Here is a 16,354-nt window from a genome sequence, read left to right on the forward strand (position 1 = left end):
TTAAACTTTATTTAGCGATCTATTAAACACCTGTCGTTAACTGAATTCAAACCTCAATGTAGCTCCTTCATTCATTACCAAACCAGCATCAAAAGCAACAACATATTGGTTTGCATCTACTTTAAACGATGTATGAACAAGACTTCCATTCAATGTTACTTTACTATTTATTGCAGAAACTTCTTTTACCCTATCTAGGGTAAACTCTTGCAGTTTTAATTGACCATAACGTACATCTATTTCGGCAATTAATTTACCTGCATCTATTTTTTGAACAAACTGCCCCCAACCTTCTGCTGTGGTAAAGGCTGCTTTAAAATTATCTTGTTGCATACGTGGTCCAAAAGCCAATTTTCCTTCTGGCCCATTGTATTTATAGCCACACATAGCCATAAAAGCACTGTAACTTGCCAATGCACGAGCATAGTGATCTCCACATTCTACTTCGTTATATGGGTTTCGTAAATTGGGTTGATAACGATCGCTAATAGCTTTACCAATAGCCAACCCTTTTTCTAACATTCCCTCCCAAATCATATGAGCGGATACTTGCCATTCAAAACCAGACATACACTCATTGTAGTATTTGTGAAAATGTTTTTTTTGTGCATTCTCTTTTCCAAAAGGCCATGTACACATTACCAATCCTGCATCTCCTTCTGCTGCATACCAACGTCCTTTGGGATGGTCTTTTCTAAAATCTCCAATATTTGGTGAGAAATTATACGTCCAAAGAGACTCTAATGCTTTTCTAACTTTATCTCTTGGTAACACAGAGTCTAACCCTAAATTATATAACCAAAACTCCCCTAGTACTTGATCAATATGACATCCTGTAGTAGAACCACGTGTTTTTTCTGGTTCTAATTCTGGAATATGAATAAAGTATCCATATTCTTCTTTCCACATTAAATCCATCATAGAGCTAACACCTTTATTTACGAGTCTTTCATAACGCTGCGCTACTGCTGGTTCTTTCATTTGTTTGGCCATTACAGCAGATGCTTTAAGGGCTGCATGGTACATGTTTGTTAACCAATGTACTTTTCCAAACCAATTACCATCTAGAGTATTGTGTTGTGCGCCACTCATCACTCCATCTTCATCTTCGTCCCATGTTTTAATCACATAATCCATAGACAATTTGGTACGTTCCCAAATGCCTTCTAAAAAACGATAATCTGTGGTCATTTGACTTTCGCGAAGTACTCTAAGAATGGTACCACATTGCCCATCTGGAGCTTCTCTAAAAGCCTTGGTAGAACAACGGAAATTCATAGCTCCTGAATCATCTTTAAAACTACGATCGAAGTCTACTTGTTCTCTACATTCTTTTTCAATTACTGGAAACAAACGTGCCAATCCTTGAGCATAATGCCATACATGGGTACAGTTACCTTCACAACAAGTAACTCCTTCATCTAAACTATATCGTGCATCTTGCATTCCCATTCGACCTGCCACTTGCGTTTGCATACAATCCACAGGAATAAACGTACGCTCTAAAAACCAATAAGGTAAAGTAGAATCGTACCAAGTGTCTACCCATTTTTTTGTGTTTTCTCTAAGTTCTTTTTCTTGTAAGGCAACTACGTTTGCAGACTCACTTGCACTAGGCCATTGTGTAGCATAGTAATTAATGTCTCTTGTCCACTCCGTCTTTCCAAAACCAGTTACATGTCTTGCATTTGGAAAACGCCATGACAATGTAAAAGAAATGGTTGTACGTTCTCCTGGTTTTAGTTTTACATTACGACCTAATGATGCATATGCTTTATCGCTAAAAGGTCGCTCTTGTATTTTTTTACTTTTTTTATTGGGTTTATCGGCATCAAACAATGCTATTTCTCCAGGTTGAGAACGCATGGTATCTACAAAATCTGGTTTGTCTGCTCCCAATAAACCTAATGCTACTGCTCCAAAATCATTGGCATGATCAAAAGGAACAGTTTCACTATCTTCAGATTGAGTATCATTCAATGGTTTTGTCCAACATTCTACCACAGACAATTCATCAAATTCTTGATACTGACCCAAACGAACTCCGTTGCTATTCTGTTTTCCTGTTCTATAATTCAAAAAATTCTCAATCCAACCTGCAATAGCTACCTCTTGTTCTTCATCAGAAGTATTTTCTAGGGTATATCTCATTACCGTAACAGGATAACTAGAGTCATCTCTATTTAAAGGTATAAACGGAGTATAGGCTTCTAATTGAATAGCCACAGGACATTTATGATCTCGGTAAGTTACCTTACCTATTGGGTATTTATTAGTAAAAACAATGTCTTGAAAACCACTAGCATCAAGCCTAAATACTTGTTTTTCTTTTTTTGAACCAACTTGCAAAGCAAATCCTTGATCTATTGGACTAGAAGGACTAACTGGCTTCATGTACTTATGGCCTTGTCCCATTTCTTTCCAAACCTCGTCTGGTTCTCCATCCAAATTCCAACACCAAAGTCTACCATCTCCACCTAAATATATTTGACCTGTTCCAATACCATTAATTGGCATCCCAATATATTTTAAGTTATCTCCTGTTGCATGCAAAGCTTTTCCTCTTGCATACAAACTATCTATCCATTCTTTGGTTAGTTTTTTATCTGCTGGAATTACGTGATCAAAATCTTCTTTTGAAAAAGGACCTGCCATTAACTTAACAGGATTAATGGCTAACATAGCAGCAGTTAAACTTACCTTTTTTATAAAACTTCGTCTGCTAGTATCTAATACTTTATCATTATCACAACATCCTGAAGTTGAACAACAACCACTTTCCATATTATTTTTTTCCATTACCTAAATTATTTTATTTTTGATAAAAAACTCTTGTACTTCTACTTGTCTTAAAACTTTTTCATTTTTAAATGATGTGTTTCCAAATTCTTTCAGTTTTATTGATTTTAATAAGATTTCTCCTTATAAAACTTTAATAGCAATATTTTTTCACTTGCATTTTATCGTTTAGTACGATTACTTTTATTTACCTCGTTTTCTAAATCTGTTGCTTCTCTTACTTTACCAACACTCTTTATTTTAACATTTGTTGTTTTTTTAAATTTAATAACTTCTGCATAAGTTTTATTTTCTAATAAAATATCCGTTGCATGCATCTTGGCATTTTCATTAAAATTGCCATAACCTTCCCAAACCGACAACTTAATTGCCATGGTTTCTGGAATAAATTTAGAATCCTTGGTTTTAATAACCACTTCATGCCCTGTTCCATTAATTTTTGCTAGTAAATTATTAGCTAATCCATCTCTACTATCTAATATCGTCATCTCTACTTTGGCGTTTTTAGCATTGGTATACGGAATGCAAAAAGCTTCACCATATCTTGCATTGGCACTACAATTAATCAATGTATCGTTGTTACCTATGTTATAACCCGTAGCCACACAATCCTTTACAACACAATCTATAATTGTATCTCCAGAAGTACTTAATCCGGTACAAATACCTCTTCGCATTTGAGTTACTACACAGCTTTTAATAGTGGTATTTTTAGTTTTATGTCCGTTATATTCTGGATACATGCGTATGCCATCTTCACTAAGTGAAATTATTTCACCAGGTAAAATTTTACCATCTTCTGCAACGATAGTACCTTCTATATAATTGCCTTTAGCTGCATAGAAATTTTTATCGAAACCATAGCCTGATGTTTCTGCCAAGATTGCATCTGTTGTACGAAGTAAACCATCTACCTCACAATTTTCTATAAGAGTATTTTCTGAACCCTGTAAAAAGATTGCATGCCCCATAGCTCGCATATGAACTTTACAACCCAATAATTTTACATTTTTTGCTGGATATCCTACACGAATACCGTTCATTTTACGAACATCTCCTCCTCCTAAACCATACAAATATCCGTAACCCCAAGGATTAGAACCAGCGGTTCTAACTTCTACATCTTTTAAAGTAACATTTTCCCCAACAATATTAAATATCTTATTTTTACTTTGTCTACCTGGTGTATTACCATAAGTTTCGATATACAATACTTCTAAAGTAACATGATTTCCAGAAATTTCTACAGCGCAGTACATACTGTTTCCATCATCACTTTTAATTAAATCGGTACGACTAAACAGCTTGGTATCTACCATAAAACGTGCACCTCTTAAATCGTAATAAGAATTATTAGCGGTAATTTCTAAAAACCTAATTTTCTTAGCATCATCTATTTGATAATTACCAGGACTTAGTTTTACATGAACATTATCTTGTTTTAAATAGGTTTTAAAATCCTTAAGCGTATGTACTTCTATAACTTGTATTTGCTTGTTTATTTTTTGAGCCTGAGTTAAAACTCCCATAAAAAAAACGGCAAATATAGTTAGCATATATTTTTTCATATTCGTTACTTATTTTTAGTTAGTTTGCTCTTCTCTAATTATTTTATCATCTTTTAATTCTTTAACAGTTACTTTTATTTTACCATCTTTACTTTCTAAATTTTCAATAATAAGATGTTGTACACGACCATCTTTTAAGGTAACGGTTAATTCATTTTCGTTTTTAGCTTCTACAGATTTCACCAAAGATTCATTTTCATAAGGTTCTATTACAGAAAGATACCTTGTTTCTTTTCCTTTAGTTCTTACTGCCATCGATTTTAACCTAGAAGTTTCATCACCCAACGGAAAATCTCCACCGATAGTAGCTTCAAACTTTACAGCCCCTAACTGAGAAATATCTATAGTAACTACTGCTTCTTTTTTAGTGTTTATTGGCATTGCAGGAGTAGATTTACTCATTGGTTCTCCTCCTATTTTTATAGGTCCGTTGTAGTAATCTTTGCCTTTGGTTTCTGGTTCTAAAACATTGGTATAAGTAACTGGTAATTCAGATACATATACAACAGAACCATCTGCCTTCACAAACCTTGCATTTCCCCAAAACAAAGTATTGTTGTTGCTTTTTCCTTCTATAAGTGCTTTTAATACTATTTTAGATTTTCCGCTTACCTCTAGACTGATGTCTTGGCTACCTAAAATCCAAGCACCTGTTTTGTCTTTTAACAATTCTTTACCATCAGCAATTACTGAATAGTGTACTTTTTTGTTGACTCCAAAACTCTCTGTAGAAGTACCAAACATTACTTCTGCTTTTTTAGGCCAAGCATTAAATACATCTATTTTTAGAGATCCCTCTAAGCTGTGTGGCAACCTAACTCCTCCGTTATCACAATCATCTCCCCAACACATTTCAAACTTGCTACGGCTAGTTCCTTCTGTTTGATACCAATTACAATCTGTAATAAACTGAGCACTTCCTAAAGGATCTTGGTTCATTTGTTTGGTATGCTTTAAAAACTGAGTGTTTTCTGATTGAATTCCTTTAAATCCTTTTGCTTGAAACATCCAATCAAATTCATGTTCTTTTTCTGCTTTTAAATAATCTGCTAACAATACATAATCATCTAAAACTACCATCAACCTACGTTGATATACGGGTTCTGTAAATCCTGTAACTTCTGAATACGCTGGAGCATTTTCTGGAATAGGAATAGACCTTCCTTCTTCCCACACTTTTTCGGCAAAGGTTTGTTCTTGTTTGTAATTAATCCCTCCATAAGGAGCATAACTCCATTTAGAATTGGTTTCTACCACAGAAGCTTGCATCATTTCTCCTGAATGAAATAGCGAACGTGTGTTAGGTACTGGTTGTTGCATTTTTTGATCTACCACAACCATGTTTTTGTTTAAGGATACTTGTTTCCAAAACTTATACAAGTAGCTTCCGTAACCATACCAAAACATTAAAGTTCCGTAAAAACTACGACCGTAACGACTCATGTGTACCAAGTTGGTTCTATCAAAATGACCATGATATCCACCGTGAGAACCATAATGCATGGCTGCTTGTATTTGTTCTGATTGTTCTCTATCTTTAGCTTGAGAGCGTAATTGTACAATTCCCATATTATCTGCATATGCAGACTCCGTCATTTTTTCTGAAGTTACTTTTGGTAAATCAGGAACACCATACAATAAATCTCTTTTATCTCCTCTATTAATAATAGCTGCATATTCTGGATCTTTATACACATAATAAGCCAATTCATAAGACTGCCCAGACAGTTTTCCTTCTACAGCATCATTTACTGCTAACAACACACCTCTAAAATCCATAAAAGAAATAGAAGCATCCCACATGTCTTTTATTTTTACGTTATTTCGTTCTATTTTTCCCCATTTTTCAAACTCCATTCCCATAATTCCACCTTTACGTCTGCTAGATAATAAAGAGAAATGTTTGGTTGTTCCGATAGGAAAAGTTCTATCTTTAAAATTAATTCCCCAAGGTTCTAAAGCCAATCCTATTTCTGTAAATTCTGTTGCTACCCAAGTGTTATAACCAACCGCACACTCGTACCACCAACCATCATTCATAATACCATGTTCTAGATGTTTGTAAATACCTGTAGAACCATTTAATAGTTGATTAATTAAATTCCAATCTTGTAAATTTAAAGCACAATAAGTAGCTGCTGTAAGTTCTGCCACATTCCAATTACTTATTGCTCCTTTAGTATTTCCTTTTAAGGTTTGATTTACAAACAATCTAAATGTTTCTTCTGTTAACCTTTTATCTTCTATAGTTACTTGTGGACTATTTCTAATTAAATCGTACATTCTACCTACAGCTTGCCAAAATTTACCTTCTCCTACAAAAGAATTACTACCTCCTACCAAAGTTGCCGGATACCCTATTTTAGGATCGATTAATCTTCGTAATAATTTTAGACATTTTGCAGCATATTCTTCGTTTCCTGTAAGCTGATAAGCAATGGCACAAGCGTAAATTTCTTTACCATCTGTTTTAAAAATAGATTGCCCTAAAGGACGTTCTATTGCATTAGAAAAGTCTGTTCCGTCTGGTACTTTCCATTTTTCTGCTTTATCAATATAATCTTGTAGTCCTTCTTTTGCCCAATCATATTTATCCACCTTAGCTCTTACTTTGTCCCAACCTTCTTTGGTAAAAACAATGTTAGGAAAAGGAATACTTACTGCTGTAACAAACTCTATAGTAGCGCTAGATGCTCCTAATCCGTTTGCAACGGCTTTAACAACTTGTGTTTCTATAACTCCTTTAGGTAAATGTTTGGGTATTTTTACTGTTAGAATTGCTTTTTTTATCTCTCCTGGTTGTAAATTTAAATTAGTTGGCTCTATACTAGTTTGCATAGACTCCCATCCTTTTTTTTCTATTTTTAACTGAATTGCCTGTGCTTTTTCTGTTGTGTTACCAACCTCTATTTCATATTTAACCTTACTACCTACGGTAGATGATTTTCCTTTAATACCCGCTGCCAAAAAAGTAGTTGCTCCTTTAGTTATTTGTATATTTTTAATTTGATAAGTAGAATTTTCTTTTGAAGATACAGCTAGTAATACATGTTTTACAGCAAAAAGAGTCGCCGTTTTTTGACCTGCATCTACATCAAACAGATCCCAAGTAATAAATATTTGATGCCAACCTTTTCCTTTTACTTGAATATTGGCCGTATTTATCGGATTTAAATCTCCATAATCTAAAGAATCTACTTTAAAAACAGCTGTTATTTTAGCCAAAGTTTCTTTTTTAAAATACACTTCAAAAGACAAACCTTTGTAGTCTGTCCAATTTGCTGCATCTCCTAAAAAAGGTCTTTTAATTCCCGGAAAATAAATACGATTTTGATTGGAATATGTATAAGAAATAGTATCTCCTTCTGCCACTATTGCAGCATTTTTTTTCACTTTTTCTACACCTTTCCAATCAGAAAAATTTATACTTCCAACATGTTTTGTGGCTTGCCCAAAAACACTACTTACAACAAACACGCACAATACAGCCAAACACTGTAATTCTTTTTTAAATAACATATAAAATTTTATTTTCTAAACTAGATAATAGTCGGTTTTTTATTGATTTAAATATTGGCTACTTTATTAAAAGCCTCTTTATTATTTACTGAATTATCTTTTTATAAAGCTCTTCTGTTTTTTCTCTAAATTCTTTTAATACTTGTTTATGCTCTTTACTATGAGCTAAATTATTTTGTTCTAAAGGATCATTTACAACATCATACAATTCTTCTATTCTAGGATTATGTTCGTAATACACAAAATATTTCCACTTCTTAGTTCTAACTCCTCTTGCTCTGTAAGATTTATTTTCCTCTATTAATTTTTGATTGATTTCATCTGCCTTAGGATTGTTTTTTGCTTTAAACATATCTACCAAAAACAAATCTTCCATAAAGACTATATCTCTCCATTGAGATAGATCTTGCATTTTATTTAAAACACCAGTAATATCTTTACCTTGCATACTTTTAGGAATTTCTAATCCTGCTAAAGAAACAATGGTTGGTGCCATATCTACAGATGAAATTAAGGCATCTTCTCTTCTACTACGCTCGGCGGCAGATTTTCTTCCATCATAAACAATTAATGGCGCTTTTACAGCTTCATCATAAAGCAAACACTTATCAAAAAGTCCATGAGTTCCTTGAAAACGTCCATTATCACTAGTGTAAATAATAATGGTATTATCTAACATGTTTCTTTCTTTAAGTTTTTCCATAAGCTTTCCTACTTGGTCATCTACCGAATAACCTTGTGTAGCAAACCTGCGCACCAAACGTTGATATTGTTCTGGTTTTGCTGTTCGCTGGCGATGTAAATAAACTCCTCTGGCATTCTCTTTTACTACTTTTGGTAGTTTTTCATTTTCTCCTTCTACATAATTCTCTGGCACAGAAAACTCCTCATTTTTAAATTGCTGAAAATGTGGCATAAACATATCATTATTAGAATCATGTTTTACAGCATAAAAACTCACCGATAAACAAAAAGGTTGATTATCTGGCTGTGTTTCTATAAAACGAAGCATTGCTTCTCCTGTTTTTAAAGTTCTTCCAGAATTGGGTCTATCTTCTTTGTAAATTTCTTGCAGATCTAAATCGTTTTCTGGCCATAATTCTAAACCTTTTTCGGGTCTGGTTTCACTGCCAGCAAAAAAATCAAAAGTGTTTCCTAAGTTTTCTTTGTAAAAATGTTGTTTCGGTATACTTGGTCTTTGTGCTTCTTTAGTTACCGTAAAACCAACTTTACCAACAAACCCTGTTCTGTAGCCTGCTTTTTTAAGTATGGCTGGATATCCTTTTGCAAAATCTGCTTGAGATAAAGTATAATCATCCGGAGCAACAAATCCTACACGGTGATTTGAATTGTATCTCCCTGTCATCATGGTTACACGACTTGGCATACAAATGGCTACCGCATAAAAAGCATTGTCAAAAACAACTCCTTCTTTTGCTAATTTATCTAAATTGGGAGTGTAAAATTCTGGACGCCCATAACATCCCATATTATCCCATCTCTGATCATCTGTCATTAAAAAAATAATGTTTGGTTGTTTTGTTATTTTTTTTGTTGAGGATTGACCATTGCATAATTGTAATACCAACAAACAATAAATTAAGAATATGTAAAACTTCATCGTTTTGTTTAAAATTTTGGTTTTTTAAAATTTAATTAAGAGAAGATTCTTTTCAAAAAATCATTCTTAACCTATTTACCTATCAATTATTACAGTAAAAATAATTGATGCTAGTTCATTATGTTATAAGACATGGTTCTTTTAGTATAAAATAAAAACCAAAAAAGGCAATACTAAGAGTCTTGCTCTAGTATTGCCTTTTGGTTTTTAGCTAGTTAAGTTTTATACGTTTTTACTAAAACTGAACTTTTAATTCTTCTCCTAAAAAAGTATGTAACTTTACTTCTTGATCTTTACCAACTACATAAACAGCTAAATCTATTGGAGAAATACTAAAATCAAAATAATCTCCGTTTCCTTTTTTAACGATTAGCTTTTTATCTTTTTCTGAATAAGAAAAAACAACTTCAGAATAAATTCCTTTTTCATATTCATAACTTTCGTTATCATCAAAATATAAAGTAAACTCTGCATCTTTACCTGGATATATACAAATTTTAAGAGGATCTTTGGTTGGCTGATTTGCATATTGAACTTTTGGTCCGAGAGGTAAAATAGTACCTTCTTTTACAAATATTGCTGTTTCTTCTAACTCAGCTTTTACATTAACAGTTTTACCGCCTATAATTTTTTCGTTTGTCCAGTAATTGTACCAAACTCCTTCAGGTAAATACATATTCTTTGTTCTTTGCTGATATTCTGTAACAAAACCTACCATTAAAGATTCTCCAAAAAAGAACTGATCTTTAATACCCCAAGTATTTTTATCATTTGGATAATGATAAACTAACGGACTCATAAGCTGCTTACTGTTGTTGGTAATTTGCCATGCTTGAGAATAAATATATGGCATTAATTGGTAACGTAAATCGATAAACTTGCGTGCAGTACTTTCAAAAGCATCATTATATCTCCAAATTTCTGTTTCTGAGACGTAACCGTGAATTCTAAAAATGGGACTAAAAGCACCAAACTGAAACCAACGAGTTAACAATTCTATGTATTCGGGGTTTGTATATTGATTGTCAAACTGTGGATTGATGGATTTAGAATCTCTAAAAAAACCACCAATATCATGAGTCCAATAAGGTACTCCTGCCATGGTAAAGTTTAAACCTGCTGCTATTTGCTCTGAAAATTGTTCCCAAGAAGCTTCAACATCACCAGACCAAGAAGTTGCTCCGTAACGTTGTTGTCCTGCATAGGCTGAACGAGTTAAATTAAACACACGCTCCATTGGGTATTCCTTTCTTCTCCCTTCGTACATAGTTTTTGTAACCAACAACGAATAAGGATTCTGGACTTCTTTATAAGGTCCTACAGCAGTTCCTACACTAGTATCGTTTACTCCTTCTGGTTCTGTTCCATCTAACCAAATAGATTTTACTCCTTTATGAAACATAGAATCACTTAAAGCTCTATAAAATTGATCGCTTACTTTTTTATCATAAATATCTACGTAATTGCTGCTTTCTATCTTCGTCAATCCGTATTTTTCTTCTAATGCTTTGTTTTTTACCTCTGGCCATACAGAAACCATTAAATTTAAATTCAGTTTTTTTAACTCATCCACCATTGCATTAGGATCTGGGTATTTTGCTCTATCCCACTCAGGTCCTTTGGTTCCTTTTGGCCAATAAAACCAATCTTGCACAATATTGTCTACAGGAATTTTTCTTTCTCTCATTTCACGAGCATTTTCTAGCAACTCCTCCTGATTGTGATATCTTTCTCTACACTGCCAAAATCCGTAAGATTTTTTAGAGAACATGGGTGCTTTTCCTGTTAAATCTTGATAATTAGCAATTGCAGTCCCTGGATTTTCTCCATAAACGAAATAGTAATCTATGGCATTTCCTTTAATACTACTAAAAACAGTTTTGTTAAAATCTGGTTCGTTGTAGAATAACTTCCCTGGTATTTTTGCTCCAGTATTCTGGAAAACAACTTTGTATGTTTTACCCGCTTCTAAATATTTTTTACCAGAATATCTTCTTGGCATCCAAATAGTTGAATAGTTTATAACAGGATCATTGTCTATACTTACATTAATTTCACCTCTCATACGACCTTTATGATCACTCAAAGCTAAAAATGTATACTCTCCTGTTTTAGTGGGGGTAAAAGTAGTTTCTCTAATATTTTTTTTCTTAGCTTCTTTGGCTGCATAAGCGGCTACATTTTCTTTTTCACCATTTGCAGGCACTACTTGTTCTTGTTTGTTTTCTTCTACAACTTCTTCTACAGTTTCAAACTCAATTTCGTTTTCAGGATTGTTAAAATCTGTAAGGCTGTAATTGTGCCAATAGATTCCATATCCTTTGGTAGATACCAAAAACGGAATGGCAATTTCTTGATTGTATTGTTGCAAACGAATAGGTACATTTTTCCAGTTCATAATACCACTTTGAAACTGACCCAATCCATATAAACCTTCATCTCCCGCTACAAAAGCCTGAGAAACACTATGCTCATCTGTAGTGTTAGCTCTTATAAAAGTATTTTTGTTAGTTTCTGCCAATAATGGTTGATTGTCTTTTGTTTGATACTCAATAGTTCCATCACTATTTACAAATACGGTTACATTTTCCGTACTAACGCTTACACTATCTTCAGTTTCCGTAAAATCCCATGCTATATTTTGAGGCTCTAAAACAGTTACATAATCTGGAATGGTGGTTGCCTTACTATCTTCTTTTATTTTGTGTACATGAATGATGGATTCATTAATCACTTCTATTGAAATAAGAGTACTATCTTTTTTAATGGTAATACCATTGTCTAATTTTTCTACTTGATATCTAAATTTTGATTGGCATCCTATTACCATCAACAATAAAATAGACATATGAATAAACCTAAGATTTTGTCTCTTTTTCATAATATCCTTTTTATTCTTCAATAAATTCTAATAAGTTATCAGTGCCATAATTAGAAACCTCTCCTAAAGATTGTCCAAAAATCCCTATACTTTTATCAGATAAAAAAACAGGAAAATTGGTAAGGTTTATCAACTCAAAATCAGATCCTTTAAAATTATTTTGCTTTGGTAAATTCCCATTTTGCAAACGAATATTGTTCTTATCTCCACCAACACTTATTTTTAATCCTTTTTCTACTCCTTGATTAGAACCACGTAAAATAATTTTATGTGTACTACCACCAATATATGCGATATTACCAGAACCATTATAATACTCTTCTGTAGATGATAAAATAGTAATATCTGCATTGTAAGCCACATCTCTTTCGTATGTAGAAGCATAAGCGGGTCCATAAATTACATCTGCTCTACAATTAACTACCGTACCAGAACCTAAAGAAAATCCATTTTCATTACCCAAAGAAGTACAATTTTCTACGTATTTTTTACCTGTTGCATGAGCAATGGTAACACCAGTTCTCATATTTTTTACGACACAATTTTTTACTGTTGGGTTAGAAGTTCCTCTATTATACGTTTTTCCGTCTATTATTGTTTCACCTCCATCATAAGCACGTATACCAGCTTCTCCGGTACTTAACATATATCCTGCGGGTAATTTATATCCCCAAACTGTCATAAAATCAACTTTATCTGCAGGAGAACCTGTACCTGCTTCCGCTAACATATCGTCTGTTTTTCTAACTTCTCCTTCTACATAACATCCTTCTATTAGAGGATTGTTTGCCCCTTGCATAAAAATACAATGCCCATAACTTCTGTGAAAAAATGTTGAATTTTTAAGATGATTCGATTCTCCTCTTATTAAACAAGCACTATGTTTTCTATGTTTTATAACCGATTTACCTCCTTTACCAAAAGCATCTCCATAACCATACGGAAAAGAGCCTTTTGTTGTAACAGTAAAACCTTCAATTCTATTATAAGAACCATCCATTACAATGTTTGTTGCTCTAGCTGTTGGTGCATCATGTACAGAACCATCATCAATAAGTGTTAAATTTTTAAGAACATTATTGTTTCCTATAATTTGAAGCTCATGTACTTGATAATTACCAAAAGATTGATGCACTTTTGTATCAATTTTTATGGTAACTCCAGTAAAATCGTAAGTACTATTGTTTCCTTCAAAAAGTAATAATATTTTACTAACTCTTTTTAAATTCAGTTCTTTTTTATACAATCCCTTTTTTACATCTTCTGCTGTTATTGTATATACTCCTGGTTTCATTTTTACAGTAACATCATCATCATCTAAAAACGGCATTAATTCACTTAATGAGGTTACAATAGTTTGTGCATATAATGTTGAGTTAGCAAGTAAAAACAAACTCAATATTAATAATGGTTTTAAAAATACAGTCTTGTTATTTTTTGATTTTATCATCGTTTTAATTTATTTGGCTACTAAAATAATTTCTTCTCCAATTTTTGTTTTTATATCATATTCAAAGACCTTTTTTAAGTTTACTTTTTCATCTTTTGCTAATTTTGATATTTCTGGTTGCTTAATCTCTGGCAATTGATAAAATGGATTTTTATTTACGCCTTTGGCTAAAGAAAGTTTTTTATCATTCTCTAATTTTAACTCATTATAAGACCTTAATCTAAGTTTACCGCCTAATTTAGATTTTAAGATCGCTTTTACAATTTTTCCTTTTTTCCATTCTAAAGAAACAATTTCAAAACCACCTCTAGCTCGTAAACCTTTTACAAAACCATCTTGCCAAACATCTGGTAAAGCGGGTACTAAATGGATAGCTCCATCATGACTTTGTAGCAACATTTCTGTAACCCCAGATGTAAATCCGAAGTTACCATCTATTTGAAATGGTGGGTGTGCATCTAACATATTTGCATACGTTCCTCCTCCTTTCGGAGAATCTGGACGGCCAACCAACTTAATTTGATCTCCCATTAATTTATACGCATGATTTCCGTCTAGCAATCTTGCCCACAAATTAATTTTCCAATTCATAGACCAACCAGTTGATGGATCTCCTCTTTGAATTAAAGTGTTTTCTGCTCCTTTAAATAATATCGGATTTCTATAAGGAGATATTTGATTTGATGGATACAATCCGTATAAATGAGAAACATGTCTATGATCATCTTCTGGATCATCTAAATCTTCCATCCATTCTTGTATTTGATTGTATTTACCTACTTTATAAGGCGGTAACTTTTCTAGAGTTAATTTCATTTTCTTTATCAACTCTGCATCAACATTTAATATTTTTGCAGCAGCAATTGTCTTTGTTAACATATCAAAAACCAATTGACTATCCATAGCAGCACTTTCTACAATATTTACACTTTTTGGGCGTCCTTTAGGGCCATGTTCTGGAGAAATTGTAGGAGAAATCACCAAATATCCATTTGGATCTTCTGTTAAAAAACTTAAACAAAATTCAGCAGCTCCTTTCATTGCCGGATATACCGATTTTAAATATGCTACATCTCCATTAAACATGTATTTTTCCCATAAATGTTGCGCTAACCACGTTCCTCCTGTGGTCCACATTCCCCAAGTTGCACCATCAACAGGCCCCGCAATACGCCAAAGGTCTGTGTTGTGATGTGTTACCCAACCATCTGCACCATACATTACTTTTGCTGTTTCTTTACCGGTTACAGAAAGGTCTTTTATTAACTGAATTAATGGTTCGTGCATTTCTGATAAATTAGTAACTTCTGCTGGCCAATAATTCATTTGAGTGTTAATATTTACAGTATAAGCACTTTTCCATGGTGGTGTTAAATCTTTGTTCCAAATTCCTTGTAAATTTGCTGCTTGTCCTCCTGGTTGCGAGGAACAAATTAGAAGATAACGTCCAAATTGAAAATACAAAGCGGCCAAACTAGGATCGTTAACAGTACTAAATTCTTTAATTCTAACATCTGTAGGTTTGTCTTCTTGTTCCGATTTTCCTAAATTTAAAGAAACTCTATTAAAATAATTTTGATAAAATTTAGTATGATTTTTTAATAATTGATTGTATTCTTTTTTTTCTGCTTTAACAATGTAATCCGCTGCTTTTTGATGAGCATTTGCACTAACATCTCGATAGTTTACAAAATTAGTAGCAATAGACAAATAAAGTGTTACGCTATCTGCGTTAACAACTTCTAATTGATTATTTTTTGATGAAATACTTCCGCCTTCATTTACAATTTTAAGGCGAGATTCAAATGCTACTTTTCCTTTAATTGGTGCTGCTTTCCCTAATCTTTTATTTAAATTATCGCTACCAAAACCAATCATTTTTAAAATATGATTACCTTCGGTAGACACCGTAACTTTTGCTGGTTCTGGTCTATCCATATCTGCAGTAAAACTCAATTTCCCTTTTTTATCCGCAGTTAATCGCATAACAATAACTTGGTCTGTAAAAGATGTAAATATTTCTCTTTTATAGTTTACACCATCTACAGTATAAGTAGTTGTATTTACAGCATTTTTAATATCTAATGTTCTATGATAATTAGAATATTTTTGATGATTTAAAAAATCTAATCTTAAATTACCCACTGTTTCATAAGGCATTCCGTGGGATGTTTTAGATATAATTTTAGCATTTGCTAAATGATGAGCTTCTTTATATTTACCCTCAAATAATAATTTTCTAATTTCTGAAAGTACCGCTTTCGCATTTGGATTGTCATTTCTATGAGGTCCACCTGCCCAAAGAGTACTTTCATTTAATTGAATATTTTCGTGTTCTGGAATACCATAAACCATTGCGCCTAAACGTCCATTGCCTAATGGCAAAGCTTCATTCCAATCAGCCGCAGGTGCATTATACCAAAGTTGTAAAGGATTTTTTTGTTGTGTAAAAACACTTTCTATCAAAAGAATTGATAGTACAACTATAGAAAATATGGTATTCTTTTTGTTCATTT

7 protein-coding genes are annotated in these 16,354 nt (G+C 33.0%); all 7 read right to left on the reverse strand.

The features are described from left to right. Window positions 1–36: 36 nt before the first annotated feature. Window positions 37–2,799, reverse strand: coding sequence for a GH116 family glycosyl-hydrolase (locus KI686_RS13635; RefSeq protein WP_237589877.1), 2,763 nt, complete (start codon window positions 2,797–2,799; stop codon window positions 37–39). A 161-nt stretch (window positions 2,800–2,960) separates the two neighbouring features. After that, the gene (locus KI686_RS13640; RefSeq protein WP_237589878.1) at window positions 2,961–4,367 is read right to left on the reverse strand and encodes a right-handed parallel beta-helix repeat-containing protein; all 1,407 of its coding nucleotides are present in this window, start codon (window positions 4,365–4,367) and stop codon (window positions 2,961–2,963) included. A gap of 15 nt (window positions 4,368–4,382) precedes the next feature. Continuing rightward, a complete protein-coding gene (locus KI686_RS13645) occupies window positions 4,383–7,886 on the reverse strand; it encodes a COG1470 family protein (RefSeq protein WP_237589879.1) in 3,504 nt (1,167 codons plus the stop codon). Between the two features lie 85 nt (window positions 7,887–7,971). Further along, window positions 7,972–9,507 (reverse strand): sulfatase-like hydrolase/transferase, encoded by a 1,536-nt coding sequence (locus KI686_RS13650; RefSeq protein WP_262914003.1) that lies wholly within the window; start codon window positions 9,505–9,507, stop codon window positions 7,972–7,974. 235 nt (window positions 9,508–9,742) lie between these two features. Further along, entirely contained in the window at window positions 9,743–12,388 is a 2,646-nt protein-coding gene (locus KI686_RS13655) for a glycoside hydrolase family 31 protein (RefSeq protein WP_237589881.1), read from the reverse strand. Between the two features lie 10 nt (window positions 12,389–12,398). Continuing rightward, window positions 12,399–13,838, reverse strand: a complete 1,440-nt coding sequence (locus KI686_RS13660) for a hypothetical protein (protein WP_237589882.1) — start codon at window positions 13,836–13,838, stop codon at window positions 12,399–12,401. Window positions 13,839–13,847: 9 nt separating this feature from the next. After that, on the reverse strand, window positions 13,848–16,352 hold the full coding sequence (locus tag KI686_RS13665) for a glycoside hydrolase family 95 protein (RefSeq protein ID WP_237589883.1): 2,505 nt from the start codon (window positions 16,350–16,352) through the stop codon (window positions 13,848–13,850). Window positions 16,353–16,354 lie beyond the last annotated feature (2 nt).

Source organism: Polaribacter sargassicola (genome assembly GCF_021991835.1).
Classification (GTDB): Bacteria; Bacteroidota; Bacteroidia; order Flavobacteriales; family Flavobacteriaceae; genus Polaribacter; species Polaribacter sargassicola.